The sequence below is a fragment of the Anabaenopsis sp. NIES-4685 genome (genome assembly GCF_059725405.1).
The window spans coordinates 3,937,961-3,957,160 of sequence record NZ_AP043602.1 but is presented as its reverse complement, the minus strand read 5'-3'; the positions used below and the strand labels follow the sequence as shown (position 1 = coordinate 3,957,160).

15 protein-coding genes and 4 pseudogenes are annotated in these 19,200 nt (G+C 43.9%); 10 read left to right on the top strand and 9 right to left on the bottom strand.

Features of this window, described 5'->3' with window-relative positions; translation table 11 throughout:
• Positions 1–14 precede the first annotated feature (14 nt).
• Together AC6IZ0_RS17015 and miaB are read left to right on the top strand one after the other, a co-directional pair.
• Positions 15–1,640, top strand: a complete 1,626-nt coding sequence (locus AC6IZ0_RS17015; protein ID WP_497723997.1) for an energy transducer TonB — start codon at positions 15–17, stop codon at positions 1,638–1,640.
• Positions 1,641–1,726: 86 nt separating this feature from the next.
• Positions 1,727–3,112 (top strand): tRNA (N6-isopentenyl adenosine(37)-C2)-methylthiotransferase MiaB, encoded by a 1,386-nt coding sequence (miaB, locus tag AC6IZ0_RS17010; protein WP_497723994.1) that lies wholly within the window; start codon positions 1,727–1,729, stop codon positions 3,110–3,112.
• A gap of 35 nt (positions 3,113–3,147) precedes the next feature.
• On the opposite strand, the gene AC6IZ0_RS17005 is transcribed toward miaB, so the two are convergent.
• Positions 3,148–3,993, bottom strand: coding sequence for a lysophospholipid acyltransferase family protein (locus AC6IZ0_RS17005; RefSeq protein WP_271731224.1), 846 nt, complete (start codon positions 3,991–3,993; stop codon positions 3,148–3,150).
• An 828-nt stretch (positions 3,994–4,821) separates the two neighbouring features.
• Here AC6IZ0_RS17005 and AC6IZ0_RS17000 point away from each other — a divergent pair.
• Positions 4,822–5,257, top strand: a pseudogene (locus tag AC6IZ0_RS17000) (ferritin-like domain-containing protein).
• Positions 5,258–5,345: 88 nt separating this feature from the next.
• A pseudogene (locus AC6IZ0_RS16995) lies at positions 5,346–6,289 on the top strand (FTR1 family iron permease).
• 267 nt (positions 6,290–6,556) lie between these two features.
• Here AC6IZ0_RS16995 and AC6IZ0_RS16990 read toward each other — a convergent pair.
• From AC6IZ0_RS16990 to AC6IZ0_RS16980, 3 genes and pseudogenes are all read right to left on the bottom strand, one after another.
• Positions 6,557–6,916 (bottom strand): annotated as a pseudogene (locus AC6IZ0_RS16990) (thioredoxin domain-containing protein); the annotation flags it as partial.
• Positions 6,917–7,078: 162 nt separating this feature from the next.
• Positions 7,079–7,234, bottom strand: a complete 156-nt coding sequence (locus AC6IZ0_RS16985) for a QAALIT motif small membrane protein (protein ID WP_271731220.1) — start codon at positions 7,232–7,234, stop codon at positions 7,079–7,081.
• A gap of 384 nt (positions 7,235–7,618) precedes the next feature.
• Positions 7,619–7,831 carry a hypothetical protein gene (locus AC6IZ0_RS16980; RefSeq protein WP_497723992.1) on the bottom strand — a complete coding sequence of 71 codons (213 nt, stop codon included), beginning with the start codon at positions 7,829–7,831 and terminating at the stop codon, positions 7,619–7,621.
• On the opposite strand from AC6IZ0_RS16980, the gene clpP reads away from it, so the two are divergent.
• A complete protein-coding gene (gene clpP, locus AC6IZ0_RS16975; RefSeq protein WP_271731218.1) occupies positions 7,830–8,441 on the top strand; it encodes an ATP-dependent Clp endopeptidase proteolytic subunit ClpP in 612 nt (203 codons plus the stop codon). The two genes, AC6IZ0_RS16980 and clpP, sit on opposite strands and share 2 nt — an antisense overlap.
• A gap of 48 nt (positions 8,442–8,489) precedes the next feature.
• Here clpP and AC6IZ0_RS16970 read toward each other — a convergent pair whose 3' ends face one another.
• Positions 8,490–9,353 (bottom strand): slr1353 family protein, encoded by an 864-nt coding sequence (locus AC6IZ0_RS16970; RefSeq protein WP_497723990.1) that lies wholly within the window; start codon positions 9,351–9,353, stop codon positions 8,490–8,492.
• A gap of 1,230 nt (positions 9,354–10,583) precedes the next feature.
• Here AC6IZ0_RS16970 and AC6IZ0_RS16965 point away from each other — a divergent pair.
• Positions 10,584–12,920, top strand: coding sequence for a ribonuclease R family protein (locus tag AC6IZ0_RS16965; RefSeq protein WP_271731216.1), 2,337 nt, complete (start codon positions 10,584–10,586; stop codon positions 12,918–12,920).
• A 20-nt stretch (positions 12,921–12,940) separates the two neighbouring features.
• A pseudogene (locus AC6IZ0_RS16960) lies at positions 12,941–13,562 on the top strand (flavin prenyltransferase UbiX).
• Between the two features lie 241 nt (positions 13,563–13,803).
• Here AC6IZ0_RS16960 and AC6IZ0_RS16955 read toward each other — a convergent pair.
• Positions 13,804–13,968, bottom strand: coding sequence for a hypothetical protein (locus tag AC6IZ0_RS16955; protein WP_497723989.1), 165 nt, complete (start codon positions 13,966–13,968; stop codon positions 13,804–13,806).
• A gap of 187 nt (positions 13,969–14,155) precedes the next feature.
• On the opposite strand from AC6IZ0_RS16955, the gene AC6IZ0_RS16950 reads away from it, so the two are divergent.
• On the top strand, positions 14,156–14,317 hold the full coding sequence (locus tag AC6IZ0_RS16950; protein ID WP_497723987.1) for a hypothetical protein: 162 nt from the start codon (positions 14,156–14,158) through the stop codon (positions 14,315–14,317).
• A 247-nt stretch (positions 14,318–14,564) separates the two neighbouring features.
• The gene (locus tag AC6IZ0_RS16945) at positions 14,565–15,110 is read left to right on the top strand and encodes a shikimate kinase (RefSeq protein WP_280791623.1); all 546 of its coding nucleotides are present in this window, start codon (positions 14,565–14,567) and stop codon (positions 15,108–15,110) included.
• 19 nt (positions 15,111–15,129) lie between these two features.
• Here the strand turns inward: AC6IZ0_RS16945 and AC6IZ0_RS16940 are convergent, their stop codons facing one another.
• The 3 genes from AC6IZ0_RS16940 to psbD form a co-directional block, all read right to left on the bottom strand.
• Positions 15,130–15,315 carry a PCP reductase family protein gene (locus AC6IZ0_RS16940; RefSeq protein ID WP_271731211.1) on the bottom strand — a complete coding sequence of 62 codons (186 nt, stop codon included), beginning with the start codon at positions 15,313–15,315 and terminating at the stop codon, positions 15,130–15,132.
• Between the two features lie 122 nt (positions 15,316–15,437).
• Positions 15,438–16,826: a photosystem II reaction center protein CP43 gene (gene psbC / locus AC6IZ0_RS16935; RefSeq protein ID WP_200988592.1), complete on the bottom strand. Its 1,389-nt coding sequence runs from the start codon at positions 16,824–16,826 to the stop codon at positions 15,438–15,440.
• Positions 16,810–17,868, bottom strand: a complete 1,059-nt coding sequence (gene psbD, locus AC6IZ0_RS16930) for a photosystem II D2 protein (photosystem q(a) protein) (RefSeq protein ID WP_497723984.1) — start codon at positions 17,866–17,868, stop codon at positions 16,810–16,812. Before psbD ends, psbC begins: the two co-directional genes overlap by 17 nt.
• Before the next feature lie 688 nt (positions 17,869–18,556).
• Here psbD and AC6IZ0_RS16925 point away from each other — a divergent pair.
• On the top strand, positions 18,557–19,153 hold the full coding sequence (locus tag AC6IZ0_RS16925) for a photosystem I assembly protein Ycf4 (protein WP_497723983.1): 597 nt from the start codon (positions 18,557–18,559) through the stop codon (positions 19,151–19,153).
• Positions 19,154–19,200 lie beyond the last annotated feature (47 nt).

Below are 19,200 nucleotides of genomic sequence, written 5' to 3'. Positions count from 1 at the left end.
AGTGGCAATAGGCTATGAGTTTTTCTGGCATTACCTTAGAATATCGTTCACAAGAAGTTAAGACTCTCAAGTATTTTCTGATTTATAGTCTCATTGGTTCTCTAGTACTTCATATTGGGGTACTGTCATCACTGTTAGCTTATCTCCTGCGGAGTACCCCGCACCAAATAGAAGATCAACCAATAGAAGTGGTGATGATTGATTTTCCCATTCCAGAAGTAGAAAAACCACCTGCACCAATTCCCCAAGCAGAGACATTACCAGAACCTCGCCAGATTATTAGCAGTAACGATACCTCACCCAGTGCAGCTAGAAATCAGACTGTAAACCAGTCTCAACCAGAAATTATCCAACAGCAACCTGTAGTTACACTCAGACCAACCCCAATCACCCCACCACCTGTAAAACTTGAAACTGTCAAAACTCCCCCAGTTTCACCGCCAACACCACAAACCACAGCCACCACAGACACCCCAAAAGTCCCACGCCAAGCAGCTGTATCTAGGCTAGAATCTGTACTGAGTTCACAAACATCAGAAGCAATAACTGCTACTACCCCCACTCAAAGTGTTGAAACTGTCAAAACTCCCCCAGTTCCACCGCCAACACCAACAACCACAGCTACCACAAACACCCCACAAGTGTCACGCCAAGCAGCTGTATCTAGGCTAGAATCTGTACTGAGTTCACAAACATCAGAAGCAATAACTGCTACTCCCCCCACTCAAAGTAGTGAAAAAAATCCAGGGGTATTGACTGGTACAAGAGATTCTAGAGCTACACAGGGAAATAGTGATAGTGTTAATAGGGGAGAGTCAAATCAACCAAGTGGCACAAGTTCAGTCTCCACAGCAAATACTGGCACGACCAGCAATAATAAAGTATCAGTACAGCCTTCCACACCCCCAGCTAATAGCAGATCAGAACGTACTAATCGTCGTGGTAATTCCCGCAGATCATCTACTGGACGTGCCGCTTGTGTTAGATGTAATACTAACTATCCAGAATTTGCCAGACGCCAAGGTATCGAAGGCAGAGTAGAAGTTGCTGTTGATATTGATGCCAAAGGTGATGTTACCAATGTCCGTATTATCAGGTCAAGCGGTAACAGAAGATTGGATGAAGAAATCAGGAAACAAGCGAATAATTGGAAATTGCAACCCTCCGAAGGCGGGAGACAAGGGATATCAATAGCTACTGATTTTACCCTGGAAGGTTCACAGCGACACCGCCAAGTCCAAGAACGGAAAAAAAAGCAAGAAACCAGCCGTTCCAGGGAAACAAGTCGCCAAACAGAATCATCTAGTTCCAGTCCTACACCGACTACCAGCACTCCCACCAGGTCAAACCCAGTTAGACGCGTCAGACGAAAACCTCAGACTGAGCAAAACACAGCCGCGGGTTCATCCTCTGGACAAGGAAAGACCCCTACACCGGGAAATGTGAGAGATTCTTTGCGCAATACCCGCAGTCAGGAAACCTCTACTAATTCTGTCACACCAGCAGGGGAAACAAGTACAAATCCCCCGCTGACCACAAACAATACTTCTTCTAGTCAAAATCGGTTACGAGACGCTTTACGCCGTAGTCGCCAACCTGCTGAATTACCCCAGTCCACCTCATCACCAGAGTCGCAATGATGAGTAGCAAATGAACAGTTTTTGTTTTATTGCCATAGAATAGAAATAAAGTTTATATGCTTAACCTTGACTCAGCATCATTGCCCATGATTACTTCTAATCGCCGTTACCATATCATTACTTTCGGTTGTCAAATGAATAAAGCTGACTCAGAGCGCATGGCTGGTATTTTAGAAGACATGGGCTTTGCATGGTCGGAAGACCCTAATGATGCAGATCTGATTCTTTACAATACTTGTACAATACGAGATAACGCTGAACATAAGGTATATTCTTACCTCGGTAGACAAGCGAAACGTAAACACGAGCAGCCGGATTTAACCTTGATTGTTGCTGGTTGTGTTGCCCAGCAGGAGGGAGAAGCCCTGTTACGACGAGTGCCAGAATTAGATCTGGTCATGGGACCACAACACGCTAACCGTCTCAAAGATTTGCTCACCTCGGTATTTGATGGTAATCAAGTGGTGGCTACTGAGTCGGTTCACATTATGGAGGATATCACCCAACCTCGAAGAGATAGCAGTGTCACGGCTTGGGTGAATGTCATTTATGGCTGTAATGAACGCTGCACCTATTGTGTGGTTCCTAATGTCCGTGGTGTGGAACAATCTCGCACTCCGGAGGCTATCCGCGCGGAAATGGAGGAGTTGGGGCGAGAAGGTTACAAGGAAATTACCCTCCTGGGGCAAAATATTGATGCTTACGGTCGAGATTTGCGGGGTAAAACTCCCGATAGTTTGCGGAGGGTACCTATAGGTCGTCATCTGTATAATTTCACGGATTTACTTTATTATGTCCATGATGTCCCAGGTATTGAAAGGTTGCGATTTGCTACTAGTCATCCACGTTATTTTACGGAGCGATTAATTAGGGCTTGTGCTGAATTACCCAAGGTGTGTGAACACTTTCACATTCCCTTTCAGTCAGGGGACAATGAGGTGTTAAAGGCAATGTCACGAGGTTATACTCAGGAGAAATATCGCCGGATTATTGATACTATTCGGCAGTATATGCCGGATGCTTCTATTAGTGGTGATGCTATTGTGGGCTTCCCCGGGGAGACGGAGGCACAGTTTGAAAATACCCTGAAGTTGGTAGAAGATATTGGTTTTGACTTGTTGAATACAGCTGCTTATTCCCCCCGTCCCGGTACACCAGCTGCTTTATGGTCTAATCAACTCAGTGAAGAGGTGAAAAGCGATCGCCTACAAAGATTAAACCATTTAGTTAATATTAAAGCATCCGAGCGATCGCAGCGTTACATGGGACGCATTGAAGAGGTTTTAGTAGAAGCCCAAAATTCCAAAGATACCACTCAAGTCATGGGACGTACTCGCGGAAATCGTTTAACTTTCTTTAATGGGGACATAAATGTATTAAAAGGGCAAGTTGTCAAGGTAAAAATTACTGAAGTTCGGGCTTTTAGTTTGACAGGTGAACCCTTAGAAGTGCGGCAAGCAGTGCCAGTGTAATTTAAGACTTACTCCTGGTCTTCTAATGTTGTCAATTAGGTGGCACTGTCCTGGACTAATTGGTCTAACTCTTCCTGCATCCGATTGACAACTAATTCATAGCAATGATTGACATACTTATGATCGCTAGCGGCTTCTCGACCGTAGCGTTCAAATACAATGGGTTTACATACCCTCGTATGAATAGACATCGGCAATGGGATATTAGGAAGAGGCCCAATTGCTAATCCCCAGGGTAATCCCAAATAAATAGGAAATACTACCGGGTCAACTCCAAACAACCAAGGCATTCCCCATTTATGGAGTTGCTCTAGAATTTTATACAAGTCAGCTAACACGATTAAGGTATCATGAGCGCCCGTAGAAATCACAGGTACAATCGGTACATTTTCCCGCAGAGCTAACTTGATAAATCCTTTCCGTCCGGCAAAATAAATTTTATGCCGCAAATAATGTGGTCGAAACACGTCTTGTGCTCCACCAGGGTAAACCAGTAGGCTCGCACCGGAACGCAAAGCGGAGTAAGCCATTTTTGGGTGAGCTATCACGGCTCCAGTCTTGGCAGCAATTTTTGCTATTTCTGGGCTGAGTTCCCATACTTTGGGGTGCATGAGTCCGTAAACCGGTTTCTCACAGCCAAATTTTCGGAACCAGTCGTACATGATCATTGACATATCAGGGGTCGCCAGTCCTCCATTGTGAGAACCAACAAACAGTACTTTCTCTTCCGGTGGAATATGCTCCCAACCACTGGTTTGAACTCGAAAGTAGTAATGATATAAAAAACTCAGCAACGGCATGAGGTTGGCGATGAAATTTGGGTCTCGTTCATCTAATGACCAGCCTATTTTTTTTTCGCTTTTATGTTTTGTTTGTAACATCTATGAATATTAACAGATTTAGTAAAAAGGTAACTAGAGGAACTATCCTAGTCAAATGAGACTAGTATTGACACCTATATTTTAATCTATATCCATAATATATCTTAAGGAAAACAGTTTCCCTTGAATTAGGGCTGCTACTCTTGTCTTACCACTTCTGATCAGCATTATATAGGTTTTTTTCATACAGATACATCTCTATCGTTTTCCCATGTATGGCCAAAAATTCCACTCCAGCCATATCAGCTTTTATTAAATTTGGACACATCCCATAGGAAGATGACTAACTGCAAAAATAACAGGTACATTAATCCGGGATGTTGTTATGCACTGGATTTATAGTGAGGTTTGGCTGATGGCCAAACCTCTTTTATTATTCCTAGCTAGAAAAATACTTGGACTGATGAAATTATTCAAAGTGTTTTTGTAAGTTGTTTACTTCGGCTAATGCTTATACTTAATAATAATTCATCTTAACTCTGCAATAGCAGAATATACTTTAATACTAATTAAGTATTTTTCCTAAATTTACTATTGGTGACGGCTCAAAACCAGCTGGAGTATGTAATTAATTATTAAATCTTAGCAGTAAAAATACTGGCAAATTTTACCAAAAAATTAATAGCTGTTGAGAAATTATCTTAAGAATTATGAAAAAATTGAGTATTCCCGCCATGCGATCGCATTTACTTAATTGGTATCACACACACGGGAGTTTAAAATAAATGGGAAGTGAGGCCATAGTTAATGTCTAAGACTCTAAACCAATAAACTATACCTCCTAACTCCATACTGATAACTCCCATTCCTAAATCTAACTAACAACCGATGCAAGAGCTTGACAAACAAAAGACCATCGACATACTGAACGCTATCATGGAATTTGAACTAGCCGGAGTAGTCCGCTACACCCATTATTCCCTGATGGTCACCGGACCTAATCGCATACCCATTGTCAATTTTTTCAAAGCCCAGGCCAGTGAATCTCTACTTCACGCCCAACAGGTAGGAGAAATTCTCACGGGTTTAGATGGGACATCCCTCTCTAAAAATCGCCCCGATGGAAGAGACTTACGAGCATACAGTCAAGAATATTTTGGCGGAAAGTTTATTCCATGAAAACAAAGCACTGGATTTGTATAAAACTCTCCTAGGCACTGTCAGTAATGCTAGCATTTATCTAGAAGAATTTGCTCGTGGCATGATTGGGCAAGAAGAGATGCATAGTCTCGAATTGAAAAAAATGCTCCGGGATTTCAGCTAAAAGTTAAGGACCGGGTATTGGGGGTATTGGAATTTTTCCTTACTCTCTATTCCCTATTCCCTATTCCCTATTCCCTATTCCCCAAATTATGAATATCACTACCGCTCTACCTAGTTTTGTGATTACACTCCGAGAAGGAGTAGAAGCTGCCCTCGTTGTTGGCATTGTCCTAGCTTTACTTCAAAAAGCCAACCAATCGCGACTCAATCCTTGGGTATATGCTGGTGTGGCTGTTGGCATTGTCATTAGTGCTTTGATGGGTGTGTTATTTACTTGGTTAATTCAAACACTGGGAACAGTAAACCCTCAGTATACCTCGGTGATTGAGCCAATGCTGAAGGCTTTGTTTACTGTCCTTGCCATCGTTATGCTCAGCTGGATGCTCATCTGGATGACTAAACAAGCCAGGTTTATGAAAGCCCAAGTTGAAGGAGCAGTCACAGAAGCGCTCACACACAACTCAATGCCGGGTGGGGCGTTTTTAGTTTAATTTTAGTTGCTGTTGTCCGTGAAGGTTTTGAAACTGTTCTATTTATTGCTGCTAATTTTCAACAGGGATTTGTACCGGTCTTCGGTGCAATTGCTGGTTTACTAGGGGCAGCTGCTATTGGAGTGTTACTATTTAAGTGGGGTGTCAAAATCAATCTGCGCCAGTTCTTCCAAGTGATGGGTGTTTTATTGGTATTGATTGTTGCCGGTTTAGTGGTTTCTGCCTTGAAGCATTTTGATCAAGGTTTTGCTAACCTCGCTTTGAGTGGTAGCACCTCCGATAATATCTGTTTCTATTACGATCACTTCAGGAACATCCACTCTTGCGTTTTGGGTCCCATGGTGTGGAATACTGAACGAATATTGCCAGATAAACAATTTCCCGGCATTATTCTCAAATCTTTACTTGGTTACAGAGACCATCTCTACTTAGTACAGGGGATTGGTTACGTTTTATTTTTGACAACTGTGGGGTTACTTTATTTCCGCAGTCTAACTGGTAATGTTTCAAATTACCGGAATAATTCACTCAAAAACTCATGATTATTATGATGTCTACCCACCTATGATCAAAAGTTTTCAGTGGTGACTAAACTCCTAAATACGAGTAAAAATTTTTTACCACACTAAAACCTATGAAAAATGCGAGTAAACACACAAGGCAAAATTCCACAAGGGAACCATGACGGCGCTACTCGCTATTATCTATACAAGGTTTTAAGACTGAAAAAAGCTACATATCATTATACAGTAATCATGCCAAAATTACTATTAAAAAGATAACAAATATTATTGCTGATGTTCTTATCTACCCCCCAAGGCTAAATCTAGTTCCCTTTGAGTACAAACTTGTTTGCCATCATACCGCGATTTTTCTTCCCTATCGGAGAAGCGAGTCCCTCGTAATGCTAATTCTGCATAGGGGATCATCGGGAACCTATTACATGATTGATTCCGAGTAATTACGGCTGTGCTAATTTCCCAACTTTAGCGAAGTAATTCATTTTCCTGAACTTGATTTCTGGCTCCATCTTGCAACACCGCAGAGGTAAGCAGAGACTCAATAATTAGTGCTTTACGTTGGCTTAAATCTTCTTTTTCTGTATCGCAGTAGTGGCGCAAGGCTTGCAATACTTGCAGAAATCCGGCACGACCATAGGGCGTTTCCACAGCAAGGCGATTAGTCATAACTCATAAGCCAATATTTGCCCTACTCAGTTTACCCTGTTCCTGTGGAGTTTTAGCCTACAAACTCTATCGATGAACAAAAAACTCAACCAGGGACTTATGCCTCAAGTGCAGGACTATATGCTCATGGGAGCGGCTGGTTATTTATTTGAAAGAGCGCAGTAGAAAGCTGACAATTGTAACTCGCGTTTCGGCTATTGATGAAGTTACCCTAGTTTGAATTCGATGATTAGTGCTTAGTCCTGCTATTAGGTGGAGTAAAAAGGTAATTATGGCGGCTTGCACAAGTTTTTCAGGCATGGCAGTTATCCTTATTCTTATTGTTGATAGGAGTTCAAGTAGCAGCGACTTCTGTAAATACGCTTTACTATTGGTTTAGCGGACTTGACCGGATTAATTGCATAATTGATCAACCAAAACCTAAGAAATGTTGGAAATATTACCAATAGTTCAAATAAATTTACTTTTACACTCGCCATATCCAGGTTTAATTCTAGATCCACAGCTGATGTGGAAAAGCAAAGTCTTGTCTGAGACATCACCTGTTGGTTTTTAAATTTTTTCCTCCATGACCACATGGAGATACAGACGTAGACGTTTATCCTCTATAAAAAGTGCCCAGGAGGATTTTTTTCATCTCTCAATTAGAGGAACAATCAGCAAAATTTGGGACAAAACTAGCCATCAGCCATTCACTGCACTCGCCACATATTGATCCCACAACTTCCAGTCAAACAAGAAAACCAGGGCGATAGATTCCGGTAGAACTCCAATAAAAAAATGTCTTCGCGCCCTACCTGTTTGGCTGCGCTCACTGTCAGCCCACCCTCGGTAGGCAGGAAGAGTGTCAACCCGATAAGATAGATGTAAAATTAAGATACTACAAGCACGCTGCATGATTCCTATCGTTGTTGAACAATCGGGTCGGGGCGAACGCGCCTTTGATATCTACTCACGACTCTTGCGTGAGCGGATCATATTTTTGGGACAACAGGTTGATAACGAGATTGCAAATTTGATTGTTGCCCAATTGCTATTCTTGGACGCTGAAGACTCGGAGAAGGATATTTATTTGTATATTAATTCTCCTGGTGGTTCGGTAATGGCTGGTATGGGAATTTTTGACACTATGAAGCACATTCGTCCCGATGTTTGTACCATTTGTACTGGACTGGCGGCAAGTATGGGCGCTTTTCTACTCAGTGCAGGTGCTAAGGGTAAGCGAATGAGTCTACCCCATTCTCGGATTATGATTCATCAACCCTTGGGTGGCGCTCAGGGGCAGGCGACTGATATTGAAATTCAGGCACGTGAGATATTATACCACAAGCAACGACTTAATGAATATTTAGCTGAACATACTGGTCAACCAATTGAGCGTATTGCTGAAGATACCGAACGGGACTTCTTTATGTCCCCAGAGGAAGCTAAGGAATATGGATTGATTGATGAGGTTATTGACCGTCACGCTGCTGGTAGCCGTCCAGTTGCTGTTCTCAATCAGTAGCTGTAGACTTGGGGATCAGGACGCAAGCCCCAAATCCCCCATCCCGGATTAAAATCCCGCTACCGGGTCTGGTTGAGACTCCAGATGTTTGAGAAATCCGTGTAATTCTTCTGCTGTGAGTAAAGTGCGAGACCGCTTACCGTAGGCTTGAATTAAATGGTCTCTTCCCTGTTCTGGTGTCCAACCTAGACGCTGAAGTTCCACATCTGTTTTTGCAATCACATCAGACAAATCAACTGGTTCACTGGTGTTCTTTTGTTTACCTGATCCTGTGTGATCAGTCCCATGGTCTTGGAGGTTAGAACTGCGGGGTGTAAATGGTGTAACATTACCCGCAAATCTCTGATGTTTTGGCTGATGATCAGTGATTGTCTGATCATCTTCCACTGAGTTATATAATTCTAGTGGTGGGTTGTCATTTACTGAAGCATTTGGATAAAAATCGGGGCTGTATGTATGGACATTATCAGCACTATCCGTGCTCACTGTTACTGAATCGGATGGGATAATCTGTTTATTGACCTGCGGTAGAGTTCTTTGAATATCATTGGGTGCTGACCACTGGCTACTGCTATAGTCTTCATCTATCACCGGGGAATAGTTACTCTCATTGGGGTGGTTCAATTTCACCCTAGTGTTGTTCCAAGTAGGATTTGACTCCATTGGTGATGCTACTGGCTGAGTGCATTCTACCGTTACCTGTGCATAATTATTTATACCCAAAACCATTAATGCTCTAGTTCGGGCTTGGTCTTCTGCTGCTTCTACGGTTTCTGCCCCCGCCATAGCAGTAGCACGGGTGAGATTTTCAATTTGCACGCTAGTCCGGACAATATATTTCCCTTGGAAAATTTGCACTAATTCAGTAATAATACTGCCGTTGGGATATAACCTATGGAATTGAGCCAACATCAACATAATACTGCCACCAATCTCAATGTGCTACTTTTTCCTCTGTTCTGATTCATTGAGGCTGAATATTTCTGAGTATTAACTAAAAATTCTAGAATTTTAACGATTGATTATTCATCCGACATATTCAACTTTGCCCAATCAAATGCTTTTCAGGATAATACTCCCAAAAAAAGCACAAAATAAAAGTTTTTACTTGACTCAGAATTCAGGAATCACAAATCAGTTCTGTCCCAATTTTAGCCGATTGCGATGGGCGCACTGCCAGAGGCAATGGCATCTCTTGAGCATGGGGGTGATTGACATGCTATACTGTTTACCCAATTCTATACTTGGAATTATTTCCTATAAGTACGCATTAAATCTACAATAATGGAGATAAGGTTCCCCGCAGTTGCTTCAAGCTGCTTAAGTGATTGTTACCGATTCTATATGTAGGAAAATCAGGTTTACGGCCAGTTTATTCTACTTACACATCAGGAGAACATGGTTTGAAAGCACCTGAAATCTAGACAATCAAACACTTGTGGTTTTACCCGGTAGCACTTGTGGTCACCGTGAGTGAGTTGTCTTAAACCAGCCTATGAGTAAAACTCATTCCGTAATTACCTAGAGTTGCTCAATTCCAATCAAGTGTACTGTATTCAAGTCTAGTTGTAGGGGCTGCTCTATCCAGACGAACTCACCAGATGATTTTATAGTGCGAGGTATGGCTACGCCACGCAAGCTATTGTAGATATAAAGTGGCTGACCGTAAGGGTGAAACTCCTAACCCTGCCTTACGGAACCCTTCGTTTCCTCTAAGCGTGCGGTTAGGCAGAAATGACCGACGATCTGATAAGAAGTCGTTGTCTATGATGCCCCCGGGCTTGACGCGCAGCGTCCCCCCATGGGAGAAAGCTACAAATAAAACTGACTTTTTTTTGGAAACTGAAAAACCCCTCTCCAAACCTCTCTGCTCCCAGGAGAGATAGTTTAAAATTTCCCCCTTCTCCTTGTAGAAAAGGGTTAGGTAGAAGAGGGAGGGAAAGGGGATTGGGGGTGAGGTTATACCATAATCTTTCCTCATGACCTGAAAAGTCAGCAGATCAAAGGTTCTTTTGAGTTTTGCGTAGCAGCAAAGCGCCCCTGTAATCCGTATTCGCGCAGCGTCTCCCCTTGGGAGAAGGTATACAGGAAAGGGCCAGATTAAATGAAAAATGATGTTTTGACCAAAGGTCGGTTCACTGCATGGAATTTTCTATCGCTACACTCCTTGCCAATTTCACTGATGATAAATTGGTAGCTCGTAAAGTTTTGGAAAAGAAACTGGGTTGTGAGGATGAAATTAGTTTACAAAAACTTCACATTGCCTTGGAAGTTCTCGAAAAAATCGGAATTCTGGTGAAAGAACGCGGCAAATATCGCCGGGTGGCAGAAGAAGGCGTAATTGAGGCCAAGCTCCGTTGTTCTAGTAAGGGCTTTTGCTTTGCTATTCAAGATGTGGAAGGCTCTGAGGATATTTATATTCGTGAAAGTCATCTGAGTAATGCTTGGAATGGCGATCGCGTTTTGGTAAGAGTCCTCAAAGAAGGTAGTCGTCGTCGTTCTCCAGAAGGAGAAGTGAAGCTGATCCTAGAACGGTCTAACCATACTTTACTAGCGCGAATTAAGGCAGTAGACAACGGTTTCCGTGCTGTACCCTTAGATGATCGGTTGTTGTTTGAACTCAAAATCCAAACAAACAGCATGAAGTTAGAAGAAGCTATTGACCACCTGGCTCATGTGGAGGTTTTGCGTTATCCCTTGGCACAATATCCCCCTTTGGGTCGAGTGGTACAAATCCTGGGTAGCGATGCCGAGGCTGCTGCTGATATAGATTTGGTCACTTGTAAGCATGATCTATCACGTAATTTCCCGGAGATTGTGATAGACGCAGCTGCTAAGTTGCCCAGAAGGCTCCTGAAGGCAGACCTGAAAGACAAACTAGATTTACGCAATTTATTTACTCTGACTATTGCGGGTGTAAATTGTGATGCAAAATTTAGGGAAAATGCTTTCAGTTTGGAGAAAACAGCGGAGGGACATTGGCTGCTAGGTTTTCATATTGCTGATGTTTCCCATTATGTCCACCCTGATGAACCCTTAGATAGAGAATGCGCGAAGCGGGGGAGGTCAGTTTACCTGGGCGACTTATTGCTGCCTATGTTACCGGAATCAGTGGCAGATCTCTGTTCGTTAGTACCACTAAGCGACCGGCTGGCGCTGTCTTTCTTAATTGCTATTGACCCCAGGTCTGGAGAGGTTTTGGAGTGGGAAATTCAACCTAGCGTTATCAATGTAGATACGGCAGTGAGTGGGGAACAAGCAGAAGCTATTCTGACCGGTGAATTTCAAGGTCAACCACTAAAGGTGATTGAGATTCTGCAAGGGTTGGAAACTCTACGCAAGGCTGTGAAACTAAGACGGTTAAGTCGTGGTAGTTTACAGTTGAATCTACCACCTAACCAAAACCCCTATGCAGATGAGGGGATCTTAGGAGCGGTATTGGTGAATGATTTACCAGTGCGCTCGCTCTTGACCGAGTTTGTGCTATTGGTTAATGAACTCATGGCTCAACATCTGAGTGCTTTAGGCATCCCCGCCATTTGGCGAGTCCAAGGCGTACCTGATACAGAAGATGTTCAGGAAATGCTGAAATTAGCCATCAATTTAGGCGTAGAACTAGCATTAGAAGCAGACGTAGATATCCAACCTTTAGATTATCAGCACTTAACTAGGGCTTTTGCCGAATCCCCATCGGAGCAAGTTCTGACCTATCTCTTACAAGACACACTCAAGCCATCTGCCTATAGCACCACTAAAGGATTCCACTTTGGTTTATCACTACCACAATATACTCACTGTACTTCTCCCCTGCGACGATACCCAGATTTGCTCATGCAAAGAGTGTATCATATGCTGCTAGAGTATGGACGTGATCGCCGCAACACCCGGGTGAAAGAGCGAGTTAACCTGCGCCACTCCTCTTCTCACAATGAAATTAACTGGAACGTGTTACCGCCAGAATTGCAACAGGAACTGCAAAGCGACCTGAATCGGGTAATTATCCAGATTAACGACCGAGAAAAACAAGTCCAAGAAGCCGAAGCCGATTTAGCCGGACTGCAAAAAGCCCAACTGATGAAACAGCGCATCGGTCAGGTATTCCAAGGTGTAATTACTGGGGTGCAGTCTTATGGGTTCTTTGTGGAAATTGAAGTCCCAGGCGCTGAATCTATATCAGAAGAAGATATCAGCGTACCTTTACGAGTGGAAGGACTGGTACATGTCAGTTCCCTCAAAGATGATTGGTATGAATACCGCGCCAGACAACAGGCACTATTTGGGCGCAAAAATCGAGCTTCTTACAGACTAGGCGATCGCGTAGCTGTGCAAGTTAAAAGTGTCGATTACTATCGTCAGCAAATTGATTTAGTAACTGTCAGCAATGATCTTGTATCTCAAGGTTTTGATGTTAATGCTAGTCAAAACGACACATCAGATATCTACTTACCCAGTAACTTAGATACTTATGCAGACGATTAATAAACTTTATTCAAGCCGCCGTGTCCACAAACTCTAAACCACTTATATTAGGCATATCTGGTGCTTCTGGTCTCATCTACGCCGTTCGTGCCATCAAATATCTGCTGGCTCGCAGATTATGAGATTGAACTAGTTGCTTCTAAATCAACTTACATGGTTTGGAGCAGCGAACAGGAAACTCGAATGCCGGCTGAACCATCAGCACAAGAACAATTCTGGCGAGAACAAGCTGGAGTAGCCGTTGGGGGCAAACTACGCTGTCATCCTTGGGGTGATGTGGGCGCCGGAATCGCCAGTGGTTCTTTTCGCACCTTGGGGATGATCATCATGCCATGCAGCATGAGTACAGTGGCAAAGCTAGCAGTTGGCTTAAGTTCTGACCTACTAGAACGGGCTGCCGATGTCCAGATTAAAGAAGGCCGAAAGCTAGTCATAGTCCCCCGAGAAACACCATTCAGCCTCATTCACCTACGAAACTTAACAAGTTTGGCAGAAACTGGAGTCAGGGTCGTACCAGCCATTCCGGCTTGGTATCACAATCCTCAAACCATTGATGACTTAGTGGATTTTGTAGTTGCTCGTGGTTTAGATCAACTAGATATTGATTGCATTCCCATTCAGAGGTGGCAAGGAAGTAAGTAAAGGTAAAATTTAATCAATTTTGTCTTTAGTTGATTTCGTAACTTTGACTTTTGCCTTTTATATGGCTGTAATTCGCTTAATTCTTTTAGTAGCAGTACTAGGAATACTCACACTATTGTTAGTTCAAAATTGGTCCCTGTTCTCCCACTAGTATTTTTGGGTACGCGAACTCTACCGTTACCACTGGCAATGTGGATTGTTTTTAGTACTGCTGCTGGTGTTTTTACATCGCTCCTGATTACTATCCTCCTGAACATACCAATTGATTTTGGGGGGAAGAAGAAGAACGCCAAAGACCATTTAAATCAACGGCCACTTCACCCCGCGGGAAAGCGGCATTTAGGGAGGAACCTTTCAGCAAGCCTTCTAGAGCGACCGGCGCAACCGGTAAAACAGAGTCAGCCACCAGTAACACGTTTGACGATTGGGATACAAATGACAGCAGAACTGATGATTGGGACTTTGACAGCGCACCACCAGAACCCCGGACTTCTGGCCCTCAAACCACCTACGAACGCCAACAAGAACCTCAAAGCAGTTCTAAATCTGGTTCTGTTTACTCTTATAACTATCGTGAGCCAAAAAATACCGCCGTGGGAAAAACTGAATCCATTTACGATGCTGATTACCGGGTAATCAGACCACCATTACAACAACCGACTACTAATCAAGATGAGGATCAAGCTGATGATGACGACTGGAAGTTTTTTGAAGATGATGATTTAGAGGATGAAGATGACTCCTCGCGTAAATAAGCTTTTAACTAGTGGGTACAATTGGGCGCTAGCTCTGACCAGGCAGATACTAAACCATGATCAGAGCGAGTATGGTACAGAACTTGTATACCGCAGTGGTAAATGGTTTGGTTGCTTTCCTCAATATAGAGAAACTGTACCTACTGGCACTTCTCCAGAGTCAAGCAAGAAGTCAACGCTAAATCTACTTAGGTAAATTTAGAGAAGTTGTATAGACAAATATATCTTTAATGGAGTGAAATAACTGGTGAGCAGCTTATTGCAAGGAGTCAACCTGTATTTAATTGGCATGATGGGCGCAGGTAAAACCACGGTGGGAAAATTACTAGCACAGCATCTGGGTTATAGGTTTTTAGATACTGATGATGTCATTACTAAATCAGTAGGAAGATCCATTAATCAGGTGTTTGCCCAAGAAGGTGAAGCAGCATTTCGCCAGTTAGAAAGCGATGTACTGGCACAAGTTTGTGCTTATACCCATTTGACTATAGCAACAGGTGGAGGCATCGTATTACGACAAAAAAACTGGAGTTACCTCCGCCATGGTTTAGTTGTATGGCTAGACGTACCAGTAGAATTACTGTACACACGCATAGCAGAGGATACTACAAGACCATTGTTAGAAGATGCCGATCCCAAGGGCAAATTGCGATCGCTTCTCGAAGAACGAAAACCACTTTACTCCCAAGCTGACCTCAAAATCACCCTAAGAGAAGAAGCCACACCTGAAGAAATTGCTAACAGAGTCATAGAAGCAATTCCTGGTGTTCTCAAACCAAAAGTTTCTCCCTGAACTAGTTATGGGAGCATGACTACTGTCCAAATTCCAGCCTAGCCTGTTCCACCAAATCGGCTGTGACCACCTTTTTATCTGCTTGACGTGCCAAGTGCTCAATACTAGCTCTAGCTTGGGAACGGGCAAAAAAGGGAATATTCTGCAATTTTTGCTGCGCTTCTAATGTCCAGCGCAAAGCATCGCTAAAATTTTTATTGCTCATAATGATTTCTTGATGATGCAATTAGTTCAATTCTCTCATATCCTGGGGACGAAAAAAAGCCCTTGTTATTAAACAAGGGCAAGTAAAAAAGTGATTGTCAGTGATGAAACAAAACCTATAACCTAGTCAATGTCATTCATGAACATAACTGGCTCAGTTTCGCGGTTAATTCCCTTTTCAAAGCCACCAGCACCAGCGCGGGCGCGACCAGCGTGCCATAGGTGACCAATGAGGAAGAAGAAACCTAATACATAGTGAGATGTTGCTAACCAAGCACGTGGAGATACGTAATTGAAGGAGTTAATTTCCGTAGCAACACCACCCACGGAGTTCAGAGAACCCAAAGGCGCGTGGGTCATGTATTCAGCAGCACGACGTGCTTGCCAAGGCTGAATATCATTCTTGATTTTATCCAGGTCAAGACCGTTAGGACCACGTAGAGGCTCTAACCAAGGGCCTTGGAAATCCCAGAAGCGCATGGTTTCACCACCGAAGATAATTTCACCAGTGGGAGAGCGCATCAAATATTTACCCAGACCTGTGGGGCCTTGTGCAGAACCGACGTTAGCACCTAAGCGTTGGTCACGAATTAAGAAGGTCAAAGCTTGAGCTTGAGAAGCTTCAGAAGCAGTCGGACCAAAGAATTCGCTGGGGTAAACAGTGTTGTTATACCAAACCATTGTGGAGGCGATGAATCCCATTAAGGAAAGAGCGCCCAAGCTGTAGGAAAGGTAAGCTTCGCCAGACCAAATGAACGCACGACGCGCCCAAGCAAAAGGCTTGGTGAGGATATGCCAAATACCACCAGAAATACAGATAAAGGCAATCCAGATGTGACCACCAATGACATCTTCCATGTTATTGACGCTGACAATCCAGCCGTCGCCACCAAAAGGAGACTTGATCAAATAACCGAAGATCACAGCGGGGTTGAGTGTTGGGTTAGTAATAACACGAACATCACCACCACCAGGTGCCCAGGTATCATACACACCGCCAAAGAACATGGCTTTGAGCACCAACAGCAGCGCCCCACATCCGAGAATTATCAGGTGGAAGCCGATGATGTTGGTCATCTTGTTTTTGTCTTTCCAGTCATAACCAAAGAAGGAGGAATACTCTTCTAAGGTTTCTGGTCCACGAACAGCATGATAAATACCGCCAAAACCCAAGACAGCTGAAGAAATGAGGTGAAGTACACCAACAACAAAGTAGGGGAAGGTGTCGATAACTTCACCACCAGGACCAACGCCCCATCCCAGGGTGGCGATGTGAGGAAGCAGGATTAAACCCTGTTCGTACATCGGCTTTTCAGGAATGAAGTGAGCGACTTCAAATAAAGTCATCGCTCCGGCCCAGAATACAATCAAACCAGCATGGGCAACGTGAGCGCCCAGTAGTTTACCAGATAGGTTGATTAAACGAGCGTTACCAGACCACCAAGCAAAACCTGTGGATTCTTGATCACGTCCACCGCCTAATACAGTCGGTCTATTAGAGAGCGTTACCACGAGGTAGAACCTCCTCAGGGAATACAAATTGTTTGTGAGGCTGATCTTGAGGAGCCATCCAAGCGCGGATACCCTCGTTCAGCAAAATGTTTTTGGTATAGAAAGTTTCAAACTCTGGGTCTTCTGCTGCCCGCAATTCTTGGGAAACGAAGTCATAAGCCCGCAGGTTCAATGCTAAACCTACAATGCCGATGGATGACATCCATAACCCGGTGACTGGCACAAACAGCATGAAGAAATGTAACCAACGTTTGTTAGCAAAAGCAATCCCGAAAATCTGTGACCAGAACCGGTTTGCTGTCACCATTGAGTAGGTTTCTTCCGCTTGGGTGGGGTTGAAGGCGCGGAAGGTGTTGGAACCTTCGCCGTCTTCAAACAGGGTGTTTTCTACTGTGGCTCCGTGAATAGCACACAATAGCGCACCGCCTAATATTCCCGCTACACCCATCATGTGGAAGGGGTTGAGTGTCCAGTTGTGGAAACCTTGGAGGAATAGAAGGAAACGGAAGATAGCGGCTACACCAAAGCTGGGTGCAAAGAACCAGCTAGACTGTCCCAATGGGTACATCAAGAATACACTGACGAATACCGCGATGGGGCCTGAGAATGCCAGGGCGTTGTAGGGACGGATGCCTACTAGACGGGCAATCTCAAACTGCCGTAACATGAAGCCGATTAAGCCAAAGGCTCCGTGTAGGGCAACGAATGGCCACAGCCCACCTAGTTGGAACCAACGGGTGAGGTCTCCTTGGGCTTCAGGTCCCCACAGGAACAACAGGGAGTGTCCCATGCTGTCTGCTGGTGAGGAAACTGCAACTGTGAGGAAGTTACAGCCTTCTAGGTAAGATGAGGCTAATCCGTGGGTGTACCAGGAGGTGACGAAGGTTGTACCGGTGAGCCAACCGCCTAGTGCTAGGTAAGCGCAGGGGAATAATAATATCCCTGACCAGCCTACGAATACGAAGCGATCGCGCTTTAACCAGTCGTCTAAGGCGTCAAACCACCCTCTTGTACTGGGGGCACGTCCAACTGCGATGGTCATTGAACTAAAATCCTCTTTTACTAAAATTGCACCGTTTTTGAAGCAACGCTGTCGGCTATTGTGCCGACTTTGTGCGACTTCAACGAGGAATTAACGTTTTTTTGACAATCTCAGCAGCCCGAAAGCATCTGAGAATCTGAGATCTTGCCCTCTTAATCAGGGAGCTTCTCAGAATTATGTCATTACACGCACCATTGGCTAATGATTTATTAGCTTCTGGTCACTTAATGATTCTTAACTTATCACATTAGTTTGGGTTTTTGCCCAATTGACTTTATTGACATTCTTGCCACCCTATAGAGGCCTGGGTATGCCAAGAATCACCTCTTGGCTTTCCTGCTTAGTCCCTGAAGGGATTTCGGCTTTCCCCTACATGAATGTAGAGGCTACCTCGGCACAGAAAAATTGGTGTAGTTAATTCTCAACATGACTAGATTTTACTACACGAATACACAGACAGTAACCTCATGAATGACCACAGATGAGGCCAATGGCCCCGTCTCTATCCCTGCCCAGCGGTGGGGGTTTGTTCAGTACAAACCTATTACTTCTGATCAATATCAGAATTTTAATAATTTGACACAAGTTTTCTCATAAATCTTAAAAGTCTCACTCCTGCAACTTGCAAGAAAAGCTCCTGAAATGGCAGACTTGGATCGGGAAGAACTCACAGGCCAAAGTTAGTTCAATGACGGCATCAACAACAATTAACAAAGGTGATTCGCCTAACGGCGATCGCAAACCTTCCAGTATCCTGCATCAAAGTGTTCTGGGTTCTCGTCGGTTTAGCAATTACTGGTGGACAACCATCGTGACCATGGGCGCCACAGGCTTCTTGTTGGCGGGCATATCTAGTTACTTGAAAGTAAATTTACTCCTAGTTACCGACCCAACTCAACTGATATTTGTACCCCAAGGACTAGTCATGGGCTTATATGGTACTGCCGGCTTACTGTTAGCCTTATACCTCTGGCTCATGATTTTATGGGATGTCGGAGGCGGTTACAACGATTTTAATCAGGACACTGGCAAGATAAAAATCTTTCGTTGGGGATTTCCCGGTAAAAATCGTCGCATTGAAATTGACACCTATACTCAAGACGTGCAGTCTGTGCGCATCGATATCAAAGAAGGTCTGAATCCCCGTCGCGCCCTCTACCTACGTGTTAAGGGTCGGCGAGACATTCCTTTAACACGGGTAGGCCAACCATTATCTTTAGCGGAGTTAGAAACTACAGGCGCGGAATTAGCCCGATTTTTGAGAGTACCGCTGGAAGGACTCTAAGGAAGGGGAAGGATTGCAACTTGTACCAAATCTCAAAAATTACTCAA